This is a genomic window from Dolichospermum lemmermannii CS-548 (genome assembly GCF_028330815.1).
Lineage (GTDB): Bacteria > Cyanobacteriota > Cyanobacteriia > Cyanobacteriales > Nostocaceae > Dolichospermum > Dolichospermum lemmermannii.
This window is the reverse complement of the sequence record NZ_JAQMTJ010000014.1, coordinates 1-18,891: the sequence shown is the minus strand read 5'-3', so window position 1 is coordinate 18,891 and position 18,891 is coordinate 1. Positions and strand designations below refer to the sequence as shown.

11 protein-coding genes, 2 tRNA genes and 1 pseudogene are annotated in these 18,891 nt (G+C 40.5%); 8 read left to right on the top strand and 6 right to left on the bottom strand.

The features are described 5' to 3' along the window. Positions 1-236: 236 nt before the first annotated feature. The 4 genes from PN450_RS00730 to PN450_RS00715 form a co-directional block, all read right to left on the bottom strand. Positions 237-2,414: a DEAD/DEAH box helicase gene (locus PN450_RS00730; protein WP_271835058.1), complete on the bottom strand. Its 2,178-nt coding sequence runs from the start codon at positions 2,412-2,414 to the stop codon at positions 237-239. A 343-nt stretch (positions 2,415-2,757) separates the two neighbouring features. Further along, positions 2,758-5,385 (bottom strand): DNA polymerase III subunit alpha, encoded by a 2,628-nt coding sequence (locus PN450_RS00725; protein ID WP_271835057.1) that lies wholly within the window; start codon positions 5,383-5,385, stop codon positions 2,758-2,760. Between the two features lie 338 nt (positions 5,386-5,723). Next, positions 5,724-6,182: a hypothetical protein gene (locus tag PN450_RS00720; RefSeq protein WP_015083674.1), complete on the bottom strand. Its 459-nt coding sequence runs from the start codon at positions 6,180-6,182 to the stop codon at positions 5,724-5,726. Positions 6,183-6,248: 66 nt separating this feature from the next. After that, positions 6,249-6,941, bottom strand: coding sequence for a hypothetical protein (locus tag PN450_RS00715; RefSeq protein ID WP_148760846.1), 693 nt, complete (start codon positions 6,939-6,941; stop codon positions 6,249-6,251). 245 nt (positions 6,942-7,186) lie between these two features. Between PN450_RS00715 and acs the strand changes: the two genes are divergently transcribed. The 8 genes and pseudogenes from acs to PN450_RS00675 all read left to right on the top strand — a co-directional run bounded on the left by acs (position 7,187) and on the right by PN450_RS00675 (position 13,311). Beyond that, entirely contained in the window at positions 7,187-9,157 is a 1,971-nt protein-coding gene (gene acs / locus PN450_RS00710) for an acetate--CoA ligase (protein ID WP_271835054.1), read from the top strand. Between the two features lie 465 nt (positions 9,158-9,622). Next, positions 9,623-9,883, top strand: coding sequence for a 30S ribosomal protein S16 (gene rpsP / locus PN450_RS00705; protein WP_015081384.1), 261 nt, complete (start codon positions 9,623-9,625; stop codon positions 9,881-9,883). 7 nt (positions 9,884-9,890) lie between these two features. Further along, positions 9,891-10,277 (top strand): KH domain-containing protein, encoded by a 387-nt coding sequence (locus PN450_RS00700; protein WP_148760850.1) that lies wholly within the window; start codon positions 9,891-9,893, stop codon positions 10,275-10,277. A 356-nt stretch (positions 10,278-10,633) separates the two neighbouring features. Next, positions 10,634-11,587 (top strand): PhoH family protein, encoded by a 954-nt coding sequence (locus tag PN450_RS00695; protein ID WP_168631952.1) that lies wholly within the window; start codon positions 10,634-10,636, stop codon positions 11,585-11,587. 53 nt (positions 11,588-11,640) lie between these two features. Then, positions 11,641-12,054: pseudogene (locus PN450_RS00690) on the top strand (ChuX/HutX family heme-like substrate-binding protein); the annotation flags it as partial. A 76-nt stretch (positions 12,055-12,130) separates the two neighbouring features. Then, positions 12,131-12,907 carry a DUF6816 family protein gene (locus PN450_RS00685; RefSeq protein ID WP_334311471.1) on the top strand — a complete coding sequence of 259 codons (777 nt, stop codon included), beginning with the start codon at positions 12,131-12,133 and terminating at the stop codon, positions 12,905-12,907. A 166-nt stretch (positions 12,908-13,073) separates the two neighbouring features. Further along, positions 13,074-13,156, top strand: a tRNA-Tyr gene (locus tag PN450_RS00680). An 83-nt stretch (positions 13,157-13,239) separates the two neighbouring features. After that, positions 13,240-13,311: transfer RNA gene (locus tag PN450_RS00675), tRNA-Thr, on the top strand. A gap of 341 nt (positions 13,312-13,652) precedes the next feature. Here PN450_RS00675 and PN450_RS00670 read toward each other — a convergent pair. Next, the gene (locus tag PN450_RS00670) at positions 13,653-17,471 is read right to left on the bottom strand and encodes a peroxidase family protein (protein WP_271835049.1); all 3,819 of its coding nucleotides are present in this window, start codon (positions 17,469-17,471) and stop codon (positions 13,653-13,655) included. A gap of 635 nt (positions 17,472-18,106) precedes the next feature. Next, the gene (locus tag PN450_RS00665) at positions 18,107-18,613 is read right to left on the bottom strand and encodes a hypothetical protein (protein ID WP_271835047.1); all 507 of its coding nucleotides are present in this window, start codon (positions 18,611-18,613) and stop codon (positions 18,107-18,109) included. Positions 18,614-18,891: the final 278 nt, after the last annotated feature.

The following is an 18,891-nucleotide window of genomic DNA, read 5'->3' as shown; positions in this document are numbered from 1 at the left end:
GAAGAAGAGAAGAATAGTATTGAATCTGGTCAAGTGATAGGTTTTTGCTGATTTCAACCCTTATTCCTTGCACCTGATTCACCTTTTTTACCTTCAAACTCTTGATATATCTCAGTTCTAGGTTTATTCAGCAGCCCCTAAATAACACTACTAGATGTTTTATACTCTCCAGTTTGCAAATGCAAGCTGGAGTTATACAGCATTGAATTTAATTACCTGATATTTTCGGATAGTGCTTACTCACTATCTCCAATATCACGTTTAGGTGGACGCTTGTAAGTAAAAGTAAAACTCTCTCCACTAGCTATGACCTTTCGCATTTCCTCATACATAGGATAACTACCAACACCGCTTAAATTAGCCCAACCTCGCGCCCTGGTTAAAGCCACAAATAACTGGTTGCGGAAATTCACGTCATTTTCATTCCGCGCTACATTATCAAAACCCACCACATAAACCATATCCGCTTCATGTCCTTTAGCGCGAGTAATCCGTGATACCGTCACACCACCTTCGTGCCAAAATTTATCAGGATCATGATTGGGATATTGGGGAACTAAATCATTTAACTTTAAAGCTGTAGGGATATAAACATCAATGTCATATTCCATTAAAAAGCCAGCTATCTGGGTTTCTAATTCCATTGCTTCATAGGTAGATCCTAAAATTACTACTAAAATATCTCGGCTGGGGTTAAGTCCGTCATGGACAATATTGTGCATAATTTTCTCAGCCAAAGCCTTCATTTCTTCCTGACGAGAACCATAAGTTTCAAATTCTAATACAGGTTTTCCCCAGATTTCTGATATGGGATTTGGTGAGTTTTCTGGCGGACGGCGCAATGTAATTTGTCTACCAGAAATAAATTTACTATCGCCGACAACTTCATAACCAATTTCCTTCCATGCTTTTTGATTTGTGAGTCCTGTCAGCATTCCTTCTGGACGTAACAAACCCATACCAATAGCGTGAGCAGATGTGAGAATTTGACCTGGTGTACGATAGCAACGGCGCATAATTTCTGATTTTTTAATGCCACCTTTATAGCTACCAGTTACCGCCTTATTAAGATTAGTATCTATCCCAAATAATTCTGGTGCGGTAGGAATTTTTAAACTATCTAAACTTTGAGCTTCGTCATAAGCCCAAATCAAGCGTTTTTGTTCTGGGTGTTCAGAATCAGCAGGTCGTAAAGATTGATAAGCTAACCAATAAATAGCTTGTTTGTCCTGATATTTTAAATCATCTTCGGCTACTAAATCTTGACCTTCATCAATTAAGATGGCATCAAACATTGGTTCAATAGTAATTTCTTCCAATAGCCGTTTACTTAAATCTATTAAACCTCGATTTGGCTGTCTTTCATTGGTGTTTTGTACAGTTCCTGGTCTTTTACCATGATGTTCACAAATAGTGCGATATAAACCAGCTTGTTCCTTTGCTCCCCAAGCATGAAACACTTGTAATTTAGAGTTTGTTTTTGGGTCATAGTGCATTTCACCACAACTAAAACGCTTTATCCATTGGTCGAGTAAACCAATCATTAAATCATATAAAGAACGGGTAAAAAATACTAAAGCAATATCCCAATCTGGATGTTTCAGGTGCATATGTGCGGCTTTTTGACATAGTAAAACAGTTTTTCCTGAGCCGGCAATACCGCGAATGCGCTGAGGTCCTGGGGGAATTTCTTTACCAATATGTTCTTGTTGTAAATCAATCTCATAGAGTTTTTCTCGTAAACTATCAATGACATTAGAACGGGTTTTCCCAGTGGTATTGACTTGATTTCGGGGAGGTTTCCGCAATACAGGTGTACCGCCTATCACTGATAATAATAATTCCCAATTTTTAGCTTCTAAATCTGCTCCAGGAATGACAATATTAGCTTGTTGAATTTGTTCAATTAAAGCAACTTTTCCTAATTGGTCTTGAAATATAATTGGCGGAATATCTGGTAATTGGTCAAAGCCTTTTTGCTGCCATTGTTCTGTGGTAATTTGCGGTAATGCAACTATGGCTCTACCATTAACTTTTCGCCAAAGTGCTGTTTCTCTATCACTATATGATATTAATGCTCGCAGTTGATGTTCTGCTTGTTGGTAGGGATTTATTTCTGTAGTATCACCCCAAAGCAATTGCCATTGTTGACCATTAATAGCGGCAATTTGGTCAATATTTATAGATTTGACTTCAATTACAACTACACCAAATTCTCTATCAACTATTAAGATATCCGGCTCTTTTCTAATTTCTCCAGCTTTGGAAAAAATGGGATAACGCCAATATCCAATGCAGTTTCTATCAGCAAAAGCACTACGGAAAGCGTCCCAAACCTTCTGTTCTCCGTCTTGATTTTTGATTGCTTCGGTGGTGATAAACTTGCTACCCTGTTCTTCTATGCCAACAGCCATTTTCTTTACCCGTCTAAAATGGTTACGTATTTTAAGTTACCATTACTAATGGGCTTTAAACCAGTGAGAATATACTGATATGTAATTGTATAATCAGTATGCTATGTATGTGTATATAGTTATATGTGGTTAGTTAAGTAGTTAATTTTTAACGAACCACAGAGGCACAGAGGGCGCAGAGGTAAATAAAGAAGAGATGTGAATACTGATCTTAAGTATTGTTGAGTCGGGTTAAGTTTGTTTGTTTTTTAAAGTATAAAAGTTAACAATTACATTTTATAAGCTCCTACTCTTTACGCCTCTGTGCCTCTGCGTGTTAGCGAAGCTCGATAAATCCATGCTTTTATTCACCAACACCCACTTGCAATAAATCCAAACCTTGGGCAAATATCTCATCAATTGGTAACATTTGCCCTGCTTCAGTCATAAATTTATGGTCTTTTGTAGCGCGAATAATTGCCCCATTTTCTAACAAATATTCATAAACTTCTTGCTGTCCCCGATTATGCCATTGGGCAATTGATTGAGTATAAAGCATTCCATTACTATCAATAGTATAAACTTTACATTCAATCTGTTTTTCAACAATTTCCCCAATCTCTAAAAAACCATATTCAACGGTTAAAATTTCTGTGTCATAACTTAAACAGTATTCGGCAAACTTCAACATATCCCCAAATAAATGTTCAGAAACTTGGGGTATTACACCATTTTTTGCCGAACCATCAATAAAATTTTGCTTTTGTTTCTCCATTTCTGATACTTTCTTTTTACCCATAGCCCGACGGAGTAAATCAGCTTGTCCTAAGCTATAACCAGCCATATCTTGAGCAATTTTCATAATTTGCTCTTGATAAACCATGATTCCGTAGGTTTCATTTAATATTGGTTCTAAAATTTGAGTATCATATTCAATTTCTTCTCGTCCATGTTTACGATTAATAAATTTAGGAATTAATCCTGCATCTAATGGTCCTGGGCGATAAAGTGCTAGAATGGAAGAAATATCTTCAATGTTTGAAGGTTTTAAATCTCGGACTATCTGTTTCATTCCTGAAGATTCTAATTGAAATATTCCTTCTAAATCACCTGCTTCTAATAATGAATAAGCTTTAGCAACGTCTTTTGGTAAGTTAGTATGATCACCTTTAGCTAATATTTTTTGTGCTTTTCTTTCCTGTCCGGTAATTTCATCAGGATCAATTCGATATCCTTTACTTTGTTCAATTAAATCAATGGTTTTTTGAATTAGGGTTAAGTTCCGCAAACCCAAAAAGTCCATTTTTAATAATCCCAATGATTCCAAATCTTCCATGAAATATTGAGTAATTACAGAACCATCATTATTTCGTTGTAGAGGAACAAGTTCATCTAATGGTTCTGCGGAAATAACGACACCAGCAGCATGAACCCCGAAGGTTTTGTTAGTTCCTTCAATTCGCATGGCCATGTCAATCCAGCGCCGTACAGTGGGATCATTATCATATTTGGCTTTAAATTCTGGTTCGGGAGTTTCATCGGAAATCATCACTTTCAGTTTTGTGGGTTTACCCCGAACTACAGGAATCATTTTCGCCATTTTGTCAGAATCCCCATAGGGAATGTCTAACACTCTAGCGACATCTTTTAACACTGCTTTTGATGTCAGACGGTTAAAAGTGATGATTTGGGCAACTCTATCAACACCATATTTATTAGTTACATAATCAATGACTTGATCTCGTTTATCAATGCAGAAATCTGTATCAATATCCGGCATTGATTTGCGTTCAGGATTGAGAAATCTTTCAAATAATAAGCCATGATGTACGGGGTCAATATTCGTAATTTTCATGGCATAAGCTACTAAAGAACCTGCCGCAGAACCCCGTCCTGGACCGACGGGAATATTATTATCTCGCGCAAATTTGATGTAGTCCCACACTACTAAAAAGTAGGTGGAAAATCCCATTTGTTGAATCATTTTTAATTCATATTCCAATCTTTCTTTATAGACTGGATCTACTTCGTTGCGAGATTTGCGTTTTAATCTTTCTAAAAGTCCGTCCCAAGCAACTTCTTCTGCATAGGTATCTGCTGTATGTCCTGAAGGTATTTGGGGTGTGGGAATTTGGGGATCACCCATGATGTGATAAGGTTCAACTTTATCAGCAATTTCTTCTGTGGTGGCTATGGCTTCAGCAATGACATCATCGGGTAAATGATCACGAAATAACTGGTGCATTTCTTCTGATGATTTGAGGTATTCTGTGCCGCTATATCGCATTCTTTTATCTTCGCTGATGAGTTTGCCGGTTTGAATACATAGCAAGGCATCATGGGATTCTACATCAAAACAAGAGATAAAATGGGAGTCATTGGTAGCAATAAATTTAATTCCTAATTCCCTCGCAATTTTGACAATTTCTACATTCACAATCCGGTCTTCTTGAGAACCATGATCTTGAATTTCTAAATAAAAATCTTCCCCAAATACTTCTTTATACCATTTAGCAACTTTTCTGGCTGCATCTGGGCGATTACTCATAATTGCTTGGGGAATTTCTCCCCCTAAACAAGCGCTAGTAACTATTAAACCTTCACGATATTGCTTGAGTAAATCTTTGTTAATACAAGGACGGGAAAAAATGCCTTTACCTTGTACTCCTTGAAGATGGGAAATTGTGGTGATTTTAACTAAGTTTTTATAGCCTTGTGTGTTTTTTGCTAATACGACTTGATGATATTTGGGACGGCGTTCTTGTTTGTCAATATCACCGTTTAGGATATACATTTCGTTGCCAATTATTGGCTTTATAGTCTTACTGCGGCAGATTTTAATGAGTTCAACTGCCCCATACATGACACCATGATCTGTGAGGGCGATCGCTTTCATTCCTAATGCGATCGCTCGATCTACCAATTCTGGTAGTTGACTAGCACCATCAAGCAAGCTGTAATCACTGTGAATATGTAAAGGAACAAATGACATATTAGTATTTGGTAAAATAAGGGGATTTTAAATTAACAGTTTTTAGTTAAGTAGGTGAACACAATAAAACCAAACTGTGTAAAGAAATGTAAAATCGCTGAAAACTTCTTTACTCTTGCCTCTTGCCTCAAGCCTAGTGCTATGACGACAATTTTCAACGCCAACCTACTTAGTCTGATTTACTGATACATTAATCGTCATTATAGCAACAAAGGTGAGTAAATTATGTTTTGGTTAAAAATTGATTTTTAAAATTTATTATCTTTTATATACCACAAACAAGATCCCTGACTTCTTAGAGAAGTCAGGGATCTGAAACTCTCTGAAACTCTCGAAAACTATACTTCAACAATTCTAGGTTCTGAATTTTTGTGACAACACTTGTTGACAAAATAACTAGCTAAATCCAATAATTCCAAATTATCAATATCAAGATTAATATCACTTACTAACACATCTTTCACAGCCGATATTTTGTCATTTTCTCTAGAGATTCTCAAACATTCTTCTAAATCTACTGCTAAATCAAACAATGATGTATCTCCCATATAATTTCTGATTTTGATAGCCACATCATCATCACTAACTAAAAAGTCTTTAATAGAATCAAATAAAGGATTAGATATTTCATCATCTCCCCAGGTTTCTAGCCAATCACCTTCCACATCTTCTACATAAATATGAACAAAATTTAGTCCATAATTTAACCAATCTTGCTGCATATTCCGAGCTGCTGCTAACGCTTCTGTCAGGTTTTCGAGTTGAGCGCTATTATTAGTCTGTTGTTGGTTAACCATAAATGGTATTTTCAGCGGATTAATGATGTTAGCTAGGACACAGATTTCGATTTCAATATTCGGGAATCAGGAAAAATTCATATACTTCCCTTCCGCAAGATGATCACTGTTATACAGTGCAACATTGACTAACTGATGAATAAAATCATTGTCTTGGGGATTGTAACTGAGAAATAATCCTCTTTCTATTTCCCACAATTGCAGTGAATTTTGCCACTTTTGATACTTGGTGTTATGAAATTCTTCACTGACACTGGTAACTTGAATACAGAGTGGTTTATTTTGGTGATTGCTAACTATCAGGTCTGTTGCCATAGAAAGGTCAGCTATATAACGCCGCCAAAAATCCCCTTCTCGATGAACAACATCCTGAGCTATATATTTAATGATATCACTATCAGCCTGATTAAATTCCCCCGCCATCATTTTTTTCTTCCAAATATAAAATTTGGTATCTGTGGCGTTTATCCATTTAGGAAATAGACAACTGTACCAATATCTTTCATTGGCGGTCATTTGCTCAAACTGGAGTTTTTGGTCTTCCTCTGAAGGTAAAGATTTAATTGCTAACCAAACCTTAGAGTCCGTAATTACTTCTAATAAAAAAGCGACAACGATGGGTTTGGATATCAGTGAACCAAGCTTGATATGTTTAATCCAACGGTTGATATCTCTTAATTTTATCGTGAGACTTGGATCTATTTCAGCGGCTTGCTCGATTAGTAAATTTAGTTTATCCTTAATTTCTCTGGCTTGCAAACTATACCCTATTGTAAAACACTAACACAGCATCTAAAGAGTTATATCCTACTAAATCGGTAAATAAGGTTGTTAAAAACATGATCATTATTTTATCTTAGGGTGTACTGAATAATTCAGCATTAACTAATTGTCGGACTAGAGTAGGACTAGTTGAGCAGATCAGTAAATAATCTTTACACTCAGCACAACTTCGTTAAAAATAGTTTTCAGTCACAATATCATTATCATTTGCATCCATCATTATGTCTCAACCAACCATAGAATCCATTTTACAGGAAAAGCGGCTATTTCCGCCTAGCAGTGAATTTTCGGAAAATGCCCAGATCAAAAGTTTAGCAGATTATCAGCGACTTTACGACAAAGCCAAAGCAGATCCTCAACAATTTTGGGCAGAATTGGCGGAAACTGAGTTACACTGGTTTCAAAAATGGGACACTGTCCTAGATTGGCAACCACCTTTTGCTCAGTGGTTTGTCAACGGTAAGATTAATATTTCTTACAATTGTCTTGACAGACATCTCACTACTTGGCGGAAAAATAAAGCGGCATTGATTTGGGAAGGAGAACCGGGAGATTCACGGACGCTGACTTATGCTCAATTGCATCGGGAAGTGTGCCAGTTTGCAAATGTATTAAAGCAGCTAGGAGCAAAAAAAGGCGATCGCATTGGGATTTATATGCCGATGATTCCCGAAGCTGCCATTGCCATGTTAGCCTGTGCGAGAATTGGCGCACCTCATAGCGTTGTTTTCGGTGGTTTTAGTGCTGAAGCTTTGCGTGATCGCTTGAATGATGCCGAAGCTAAGTTAGTAATCACAGCGGATGGTGGTTGGCGCAAGGATGCAATTGTACCCCTCAAAGAACAGGTGGATAAAGCTTTAGAGAATAATGCAGTTCCCAGCATTACAGATGTGCTAGTTGTCAAACGCACAAATCAAACAACACAGATGGCAGCAGGACGTGACCATTGGTGGCACGATTTACAACAAGGCGTTTCTGCTGATTGTCCCGCTGAACCTATGGACAGCGAAGATATGTTGTTTGTTCTCTATACTTCCGGTAGTACAGGCAAACCGAAAGGAGTAGTCCACACCACAGGCGGTTATAACTTATACAGCCATATCACTACCAAATGGATTTTTGATCTTCAAGATACTGATGTATATTGGTGTACTGCCGATGTCGGTTGGATTACGGGACATAGCTATATAGTTTATGGACCCCTTTCCAACGGGGCAACCACTCTCATGTATGAAGGTGCGCCCCGTGCTTCTAATCCTGGTTGCTTCTGGGATGTCATTGAGAAATACGGTGTTAATATTTTTTATACTGCACCAACGGCAATTCGCGCCTTTATCAAAATGGGTGAACACCATCCTAACAAACGTAATCTTTCTTCCCTACGATTACTGGGAAGCGTGGGTGAACCCATTAACCCCGAAGCTTGGATGTGGTATCACAAAATCATTGGTGGTGAACGCTGTCCAATTGTGGATACTTGGTGGCAAACGGAGACAGGTGGGATTATGATTACACCTCTACCTGGGGCAATTGCTACTAAACCAGGTTCAGCCACTCTCCCCTTCCCTGGTATTATTGCGGATGTGGTGGATTTAGACGGGAATTCTGTCCCTGATAATGAAGGTGGTTATTTAGCAATTCGTCATCCTTGGCCGGGAATGATGCGGACTGTGTACGGTGATCCTGATCGTTTCCGGCGGACTTACTGGGAACATATTCCGCCCACAAATGGTAATTATACGTATTTTGCTGGTGATGGGGCGAGAAAGGATGAGGACGGCTATTTCTGGGTCATGGGGCGCGTGGATGATGTTCTGAATGTCTCTGGACACCGCTTGGGGACGATGGAAGTAGAATCTGCCCTAGTGTCTCATCCGGCGGTGGCTGAGGCTGCGGTGGTGGGTAAACCGGATGATTTGAAGGGTGAGGAAGTTGTGGCTTTTGTGACTTTGGAAGGGACTTATCAAGCCAGTGAGGAGTTGAGTAAGGAACTGAAAAAGCACGTTGTCAATGAGATTGGAGCGATCGCTCGTCCTGGTGAAATCAGGTTTACTGATGCTTTACCAAAAACCCGTTCTGGGAAGATTATGCGGCGTTTATTGCGGAATTTGGCATCAGGACAGGAAATATCGGGGGATACTTCGACTTTGGAAGATCGCAGTGTGTTGGATAAGTTACGGGAAGGGAATTAATTTAGGTTAGTTTTTCAACACTGTGTAAAATCTGTATGGGGTGGGCAAAATTGCCTACCCTATATTATGATGTGTTTACCATCTATTCACAGCGTATATTGAGAGAGATTTTTTACCAACTGTCGGACTTTTCAAACACCCTCTAATTATACATAGTTGAATTTACTACAAAAGGGAAATTTCTTCTCCCGATTTCTTACTCGAATCTAGTTTTTGCGTCATCTGTCATATTCTATGATATTGCGTGTTCCTCGCTGACTTGATTTTTTTCTCCTACCCCTACTTATTGAGCCGATACTTTCCAACTGACAACTGACAACTAAACTAATCGCCATTCACGGCTAGAAAGTGCTAAAATTAGCATTTCAGTGTTGGAAGTTGTGAAGGCGGGTATAATGTCCCCATCACTTCCTTATCAATCAGTTACAAACTCACTCACTAGGAACAGGAGAAACAGTTCTCAACATGATCAAATTGCGTTTAAAAAGATTTGGCAAAAAGCGCGAAGCAAGTTACCGGATTGTTGCTATTAACAATCTTGCCCGTCGTGACGGTCGCCCCCTAGAAGAACTAGGATTTTATAACCCCAGAACTGATGAAGTAAAATTAAACATTCCTGGTATCATTAAGCGTCTACAACAAGGCGCTCAACCTACCGATACAGTTCGTAGTATCCTCGTAAAAGCTAACGTTTTTGAACAGGTCAGTGCAACAGCCGCATCATAGTCTTGAGATGAAATCCCTAGCAACCAGTCCCAATTATGTTGGGCTGGTAGAGTTTCTTGTGCAGCCGTTTTTAGAATCTCCAGAATCTTTAAGCGTTGATTGTGAAATGTCTCAAACCCTCAAGCGGGCTTGGGTTCGCATTGCTTTTAATAGCACAGATAAAGAAAAAGTGTTTGGTCGAGGGGGACGAAATATCCAGGCAATTCGCACTGTAATTGCCGCCGCAGCCGAACTAGCTGGGCAATCAGTATACCTGGATATTTATGGCAACAGTTCCCAAGGTCGGGAAAGTGTGTCTTTTGATGAAGAACAGGAAGAGCGGATACTACCACCCAAGTCGAAAGAACGAGAGAACAATATTCCCAAACCTGTTGTTAAACCACGTTTACGCTAGTACCGCAGGGCGGAATTAAAAATTAAAAATTAAAAATTGAAAAAGCAAATTACAAAAGCTTTTTAGTGGTTTTTAATAATTAGTGATTTTTGCCGCACTCTCCTAGTTAGTTTAAATGGTTGGTAACAGATTTAATTCTGGGGAAGATGGAGAGAGGGGACAACAGCATTGTCAAATCTTGGCGAATAATTCCGTTTTTATGGCGGATTTACCAGCCAAGAATTAACAAATGTTGTCAGCCCATTTCCCAATCATACAAATACTAATTAACAGAAAATTATAGAATTTTCAATTTACATTTAATCGGAAAATATTAATTTTGTTAACAACTACTTTTTACCCAATTCAGCAATAATATGGCAGATGATTCCATAATTGAACTGCCGAATATGTCCAGTGCGATCGCTCTAGCTGGATATGGTGAGGCAAATATCAAGTTATTATGCCAACAAACAGGAGCTAACTTAGTTCTGCGGGGACAAGAATTATTAATTTCGGGAACACCTAAACAGGTAGAATTAGTAAAGCGATTAGTGCGATCGCTAGAAAATTTGTGGAGTAAAGGTAATAATATCTCTAGTGCTGATATTCTCACAGCCCGTCAAGCCCTGGACACAAATACAGAAGACCAATTACAAGACCTACAGCGCGATATCCTCGCCAAAACTCGCCGAGGTTTTGAAATTCGCGCTAAAACCTTTCACCAACGCCAATATATAGACGCACTCCGCAGACGGGATTTAACCTTTTGTATCGGTCCTGCGGGAACAGGAAAAACCTATCTCGCGGTAGTTATCGCCGTTCAAGCCCTACTCAGTAATCAATTTGAACGGCTGATTTTAACCCGTCCCGCAGTAGAAGCAGGGGAAAAACTCGGCTTTTTACCAGGAGACTTACAGCAAAAAGTCAATCCCTATTTGCGTCCTCTTTATGATGCCATTAATGAATTCATAGATCCCGAAAAAGTCCCCAATTTAATTGAACGGGAAATCATCGAAGTCGCACCACTAGCTTATATGCGGGGACGGACATTAAATAACGCCTTTATCATCGTTGACGAAGCTCAAAATACCACACCGGCGCAAATGAAAATGGTTTTAACCCGATTGGGTTTTAACTCCCGCATGGTGATTACAGGTGATGTTACCCAAACTGATTTACCACATTATCAAAAATCAGGTTTAGATGTAGCTTTGCAAATTCTCAGAAACGTGGAAGGAATTGCGATTTGCGAATTTTCCCAAAAAGATGTGGTGCGTCATCCTTTAGTGCAACGAATTGTTGCTGCTTATGAGAAATACGAAACGTAGTACATTTAAATTGGTCATAAATCTGAAATGAAACACTAACAACTAAACAATCAACAAATATGACAACAACATTGAAAGAATTTTTAGAAGCTTGTGAAACCTTGGGAACTTTGCGCCTAATTGTCACCAGTAGCGCCGCTGTTTTAGAAGCTAGAGGAAAAATAGAAAAGCTATATTACGCCGAATTACCAAAAGGTAAATATGCGAATATGCACACCGAAGGCTTTGAATTTCATTTGAATATGGATATGATTCAACAAGTGAAATTTGAAACAGGTGAAGCTAAAAGAGGGAATTTTACAACCTATGCAATTCGGTTTTTAGATGCAGAAGAAAAACCTGCATTAAGCCTCTTTTTGCAATGGGGTAAACCAGGAGAATACGAACCAGGACAAGTAGAAGCTTGGCAAATTTTAAAAGAAAAGTATGGGGAAATTTGGCAACCTTTAGCCCTAGAAACCTTATAATTTTGAAATCCCTAGATTCCCGACTTCTCAAAGAAGTCGGGGATCTAAACTAAATGAATATTATTAATTGTTGAATATGGTGATAAAAATAATTATTAGCTTTTGCTTAATGCTTTTTTTGTTCTTAGGAAATAATCAAGCCCAAGCTGGAGAATTAGCAGAACATTTAGCCAAATTCCCCCAATGGGAAAAATTAACATCAGTCAAACCAGCCAAAGGAGATTTAGTTTACCCTGAATGGATGTCTGGGACTTGGAAAGTTACCAGCACATTAGTAGATTTAGCCGCACCTTTAGCACCGGATATAGTTACACCAGGCTTTGAAGGTAATCGTAGTCAATTAAATCAACCAATTAGTTTTTTAGTTAAATTCATAAAAGTTAAACCAACTAATTCGGGTTTAAAAATTTTTGCTAACTTCCAAAAGCAAGCATCAATATTAGTTGCAGATAGAGAATTTAATAGTTTAAACCTATCCAGAGCTTATTTAGGGAATGAGGCTGTTTTATCATCCAAAGTAGATCCTAAATCGCCTAACCGGCAAATTACATTTTTGCGGGGTGAACGGCAATTAATTTCTATTATCAGCGATCGCGCTACAGAAACAACAGCAGATGATCAATTCATTACTTCTGAAGTTTTCCAACAATTATTTAAAGGTAGTTCTCGTCCATATTTGAATACTGTAGAATCAACTACCGCTTATCAAAAACTTTCTCCGTCATCTCCAGCCATTACAGCAAATCAAGTAACCGCTGTCTACCTTGCACCCCAAGATCCTGATTATTTTACCGCAGGTTCTCGACCAGTGGCTTTATATCGGTATCGGCTAGAATTTTTTCCCCCAAGCTGAACTTCTAACCCGCTTATACTCTCTACAAAAAAAATGGAGAACTAATCGTGTAAATCTCAGAAACTACTTTGGAGTAAAGGATTCAGACTTTATCCAAAAATATTTTCTCCAACCCCTTGCCAAACCCAGAGACTACTGCTATTATAGTTAAGCGTGGGACACAAACGGGTCGATGTCCGAGTGGTTAATGGAGACGGACTGTAAATCCGTTGGTTTACGCCTACGCTGGTTCAAATCCAGCTCGGCCCATATCCTACAGAAATTAAGAATTATAAATGCTGTACTATAAACAAATGTACAGCATTGTAAATCTTATTTTTGGTTTCTATTTCGCCCGTGTGGCTCAGTGGTAGAGCACACCCTTGGTAAGGGTGAGGTCACGAGTTCAATCCTCGTCACGGGCTTTTTAAACAGCATTTACAAACAGGTGGTTCAACGCAAGTTGAACCACTTTTGTTTTTTAGTAACTATGGCAGTAAGAAAATCATCCAAAAATATATTGTTTTGACTTTGTTGGCAACTCCGTCAAGGCATTGAGCCGAGATATCTGTTTTTTCCTGCAAGATGACCTCAAAAGTCCTGATTTCTCCCTACCGAACACGGCTTTTTTGGCACTAATGTATCAAAGTATCAAAACCATATAGGACAAAGGTTTTCAGGCCATCTTGCAGCTTTTTACACCTATCTCAGTTTCACGTCAAGTTCGGCTCCCATGGAGGGTCCGAAGTGAGTGTGCAATCAACCATCAGCCGATGATGATGAAATCGGATGCGGTTAACGCGGGAAAAAGAGCCTGGGCCGAGAGCACGTCGGAAGGAAAATAGGCGTTGAACTTGCTGAGTGTGGCAATTTGTACACCTGGGGACGAGCCAGTGCCATCTATATCGTAGGAGAGCGCTCCATTGTTGCTGTTGTAGACAATTCTGGTATTGCTCCTTGTGGCCTCCGCAATAACATTGGCCGTGCTTGAACCAGCAATAGATTCAAATTGGTTGACAATCGAAAGCTGAGAGTAGATGACACTGCTGAGAACCAGCTTGTCAAGGTCAGGCGAGAAATCAGTGATTCTATCAATACCAGTTGTTGCAAGTGGCTGATCGAAGTAGAAGCTGTCATTGCCCATTCCACCCGTCAGTACGTCAGATCCTGCTTCACCGTAGAGCTTATCATTGCCCTCTCCGCCTTTGAGCGTGTCAGAGTCGTCCCCACCAAAAAGCTGATCATTGCCAGCTTGGCCATTTATATCATCAGAGCCAGTCTCGCCAAATATCTTGTCATTGCCTTCTCCCCCATACATATCATCGTTTTCACTTCCACCAAACATAGAATCGTTCCCATCGCCACCCCTAAGAAGGTCATTGCCGGCTTCACCAAATATATTGTCATTGCCAGTGCCGCCATCAATGAAGTCATTACCAGTGCCGCCGTAGGCGACGTCGTTGCCGCCATCGCCCCAGATGCAGTCATCGCCACCGAGACCCTTAATGGTGTCAGCATCATCAGTGCCACCAAACATCTCACTAGCATTACCGATTCCATTGGGATTTAACTCACCGCGGGCATCCAAGTAATTACCGCCATTGCCTATGAACACGTCATTGACATAGCCTGCAAGTCCTACGGTCTGTCTGACTCCAAAGATATCGGTGACTGTTTTTGTTGCCGCCGACAGCGCTGCATTGCTGTTGAATTCAAGGTTGGATTCACTGTCGAGTTCATAGTCGGCATCGTTGACGGCAAAGATCTTGTGATAGAGGTGGCGAACGCCAGTGGATTCCATGACGAGATCGGCCAAAACTTTGCCTTGAATCGAGGCCAGCAAGTCAGTACCACCAAGTTTGCTCAGGTAGTAGTTTTCATCGCCTCGCTCTAGCTGCTGCATTTGATAAGAGTAGATGAAATTATGGGTCGGTCCAAGCATACCGCCGGGAACTCTGGCCTCCGCTAGGCCGCCAATCCAAAGGGAGATCTTTTGGAAATCCTGATTCCCTGAAGTTCCCTGGTAATTCGGATCTAGGGCGTTAACGCTGGTTCCAGTCCAGGCATTACCCATGAAGTTGTTATCTAGAATCGCCGCATCGGCCGCGCTGGATAAGGCAGCCGCATAGGTGGATGCATCGGCCGCATTGTTGCTGGCTTGTAAGTTATTCCAGTAATTGAGATTCGTATTGCTTGAGTAGCTGCTTAGGATGGCATCACGGGAGTAAGCCATGATGAATCCCTTCAGGGAGTCGGAGTGTAGCAGGTGGTTGCCAAAATCTCGCCAACTCACATAGGGACGCAGATTGGCTTCCTGGGCGGCCAAACGAGCATCAATTCCGTTGTTGGTTTGATTCGTGGCCGTTGTCCCAGGTGTAAGCCGGATATTGCGTAGAAAGGCTTGCATCTCCCGCCGTGCCTGGTTCAGAGAGGAAATGCCGCTATCCTGGCCTCTGCCGATGTTGAGGGCAGCAAGATCAAGGGGAAGGCCAACAAGTGCATTTCTTAAGGTATTGGTAACATATTCATCAGTTAAATTGCCAACCTGGTTCGACGTACCTGCCACAATCTCAGCCGCTGATTTGTCTGTATACAACTGAGGGGCTAGAAAGGCTTGCAGCAGCGGGATATCTTTCTTGCCTTCTGTCAAAGCAATTCCGGTCTCTGGGTCAATCTTAGCCATGGCCAATGTTTCACTCAACTGGGAGTGGCCAAAGCGGAAGGTCGAACTAGCAAATTCAGCAAGTATCGAAGGATTAAAACCTGCACTTACCCCAGCGAAGGCTCCTAGATCGGGGGTGATGCGACGTGCGTATTCTTGAAAGACATGGTGCTGATAAAACTGTTCAGTAACCAGCTTGGCGGCCTCGAGTTTTTCTTCACCAGACATGGTGAAGTCACGATTTAGCTTCTGGTATTCGCTAATGTTGACCTCTAATTGTTTCAGAATAGCGTTGTGTGCATTTGCAAAGATTTGGTGAAGACTGGTAAGTCCAAGATTTTCATTGGCGCGGCCATCTCCACCTACTGCATGGAGATTTAGCACCGAAGCATCCTTAAGATCTCCATTTGCATTAAATTGGCTTTCACCTGCTGGCCTCGTGGCTCCTCGCCAGTTGTTGGCCAAATCAATCATGAAGGCTGATCCAGACTTGACCAGCACTGAATCCGCTGTTAGTAATGCGGTATCAAAAATGTATCCTTTTTCGCCAGAAATTTTGTTTAAGGTAACAAAGCCTAGTCTTCCTGCCCCCGGCTTGCCCACGGGAATCACCTCAACCAGTGGCACACTGCTAACGTCAATATCGTGGATGACCAGTCCAATTCGAAGGGCATTGTTTTTCAGATCCGTCCAGCGGGCAATACCATTGTTGCTGCCAGTTAGCATGGCGCCAGTGAGTTCGCCATTGGCTTTGTATTCCCTGAGAAATACACCATGGCTGAATGTAGATCCATAGGTTTGGTTGAGATCAACAAATGCCGAAGTAAAATTAAAGCTTTTGCCATTTCTTGGTGAAAGCTTCAGCACTCCGTTGCTGCCAATTGAAGCTATAACCCCAGTAAATGGAGACTGTTTGTTGAAGGCATCAACAACTTGGTTCAGGGTTGAACCTGTTGGGATTGTAATGATCTGATCATTCAGAACAAGGTTGCCACCGTTGGCAATCGTTGTGAACGCAACGCTGCCAACCGCTGCATTTTCATTGTCAACATCCCAAGTTTGAGTCAGGGCATATTGATCCAGTCCGAGTTCTGTCAATAAACTATCTTTGCTACCCTCCCCTAGCCTGACGCGAACTGTGTTGCCCCTTGATAGGGCCATGAAATTTGTTGTGCTGCCGGCGTTGTAGAGTTGATCCCCAGGCAATAAGGGTATTAAAACAGTGCCATCATTCCCCTTGTCAAGGAAATCAAGTCCATGATCGTGATATTGGCCGAAGATGGCAAAAAAGTCTGAATTTGGCAGCGGATTGCTGCCTGTCAGGATTGTTTCATGACGAGTATTGTTGTTTTGACTCACCCTGCCAAGGCCAGTCCTGGTGCCGGACTGTGTCCACTCACGCGCATAGGGATTATCCAAGGTCTCAAACGAGCTTTTGCCTGTTTGGTTTGAAATCAGATTGCTGATCAGTCTAGGCTGGGCATCGAAGATCAGGTTGCCACGAATGCTGTAGTCAGCAACGTAGGCTGCGGTGTAGTTTACGGAACCTGTGGCAAAGTTAATTGTGAATCCACCTGTATAACTGCTAAAATTGCTGGCTGTTAGATTGCGAAATAGGGTGTTTGTCGCTCCAGCATGGTAACGAATGTCAGTTGTCGAGGTTATCTGAAGGCTTGAGGTTGTTTGCGTGGGCGATTGGGGTATGTCGAAAAGTTGTTGGTCGGTGCCATTGAGGCTTCGGAAACCGCTGGTGGGTTTCGCCCCCACAGCGTTGAGAGGTCCGGGTAATATTGCTGTTGACGGCTTGTTGCCGTATATCTTGTAGACTTGCCATTGGTAGTCAATAAACTGAATATCGTCAAAGGTGAAGGAGTCGACGACAGAGTTGTAGACAGAGTTGTAACGGTAACTTTTAACACCCATTGATTTTTCCTTTGTTTATCGCGTTCTGTTGTAACTATTGTGACTAGGGCTTGCTTAGTTTTGCAACTCCCACTAGAAAATTATTATACAGATGTTGTCACACATCGGATTCGTAACTATTCTTAACTGTATTGAGGGTAAATTCGGGCAGGGTAAACGAAGATTTAGCTTGGGCAGAGTCATAAAGCAGATTAATGTTAAACAGCATTAATACAAGTTAAATAACGAAAATTAGCTTAGTCTATTAGCTAACAGAAATCTCCGTGATATTTTGTTATAAATAATTTTGCAAGTTGATATTATATTATCAGCGCGTAAACATTCCCAGGGTGTTATCTGCCATAAACACCATTTTGAGGAAATATATGCGCTATCAACCCTATGGGAAAAAACGTAATTTTTCTGTAGTAGCTGTTGTCAGATTTGTCAGCGTTACGTTTTTTTTTGGAACTTTAATCTTTTGTGGTTTCTCTACAGGTTCGTTCATGATCTCATATCTTATATCCAGCTTAAACATTATTCAAACTACCTCAATTCCTGGTACTAAAGACAAGGAAAAGTGTGAGTCAAAAAATGAAGTTTGGCGAGATAATAAATGTTGGGATTATGAGCATAATCCCTCATTTTAAATGATTTCAATGGCTACTTTTCTTTGTGGGAGAAGTTACTGCTGCTGGTTTGGCAATTTCTTGCTTGTAAAAGCGAACTACCTTCAGCACATAATCAGCAGTAAAGCCTTTATCACAGCCTGTATAGCTACCAGTCATCCACCAACAAGCGACACCACGCACAGCACTATTTTCGTTGTTATTAGTGGCTACAAATTGCTTATTTAATTCTCGGTTGGTGATACAAGAAATAACTTGACGAGCTATTTTGGGATCATTTTCAAACTGAGTTGGTGTTAATTCTTTCTTCAAACAAGTTTTTGACCAACCTTTAAGAGTTTCTGGTTTAACTTGCCATTCGCTGTAATAACCATCATTGCGCTTTTTTGTTTGAGGTGCTGCTAGTCGCAATGCTTCTACCATTGCTGCAACTTGGGTATCAGAAACAGGCTGTTTTGCCTGTGCTAAGGACGGTAAAAATCCTAAGCTGATAATCATGCCGCTAAATATGAATGCTATAGAGTTTTTGTTCATGATTTTAAAATTATTAAAAACGTCAAAATTTAGGAATGTGAAATAAAGTACAATTTTGAATTTATGTAATCTCATGTTGGGTTACGCTGTCGCTTTACCCAACCTACAAAAAATTGTCAGTTAATAAATTCACGTTTTTTAGAGGATGTTTGAAAAGTTTTTAATGTATCAATAAACCCCTCTCCAAACCTCTCCCCGACGCGGGGAGAGGCTTTGAAACCCCCATTCCCTTGTAGGGAAGGGGGGAAGGGGGGTTAGGTTTCGGAGATTGTTGGTTT

Bases quoted from the DNA above. Each gene is read 5' to 3' on its own strand.
- acs (WP_271835054.1), top strand. From the start codon at position 7,187: ATGTCTCAACCAACCATAGAATCCATTTTACAGGAAAAGCGGCTATTT.
- PN450_RS00700 (WP_148760850.1), top strand. From the start codon at position 9,891: ATGAAATCCCTAGCAACCAGTCCCAATTATGTTGGGCTGGTAGAGTTT.
- PN450_RS00725 (WP_271835057.1), bottom strand. From the start codon at position 5,385: ATGTCATTTGTTCCTTTACATATTCACAGTGATTACAGCTTGCTTGAT.
- PN450_RS00670 (WP_271835049.1), bottom strand. From the start codon at position 17,471: ATGGGTGTTAAAAGTTACCGTTACAACTCTGTCTACAACTCTGTCGTC.
- PN450_RS00685 (WP_334311471.1), top strand. From the start codon at position 12,131: ATGGTGATAAAAATAATTATTAGCTTTTGCTTAATGCTTTTTTTGTTC.
- PN450_RS00720 (WP_015083674.1), bottom strand. From the start codon at position 6,182: ATGGTTAACCAACAACAGACTAATAATAGCGCTCAACTCGAAAACCTG.
- PN450_RS00730 (WP_271835058.1), bottom strand. From the start codon at position 2,414: ATGGCTGTTGGCATAGAAGAACAGGGTAGCAAGTTTATCACCACCGAA.
- PN450_RS00665 (WP_271835047.1), bottom strand. From the start codon at position 18,613: ATGAACAAAAACTCTATAGCATTCATATTTAGCGGCATGATTATCAGC.
- rpsP (WP_015081384.1), top strand. From the start codon at position 9,623: ATGATCAAATTGCGTTTAAAAAGATTTGGCAAAAAGCGCGAAGCAAGT.
- PN450_RS00695 (WP_168631952.1), top strand. From the start codon at position 10,634: ATGGCAGATGATTCCATAATTGAACTGCCGAATATGTCCAGTGCGATC.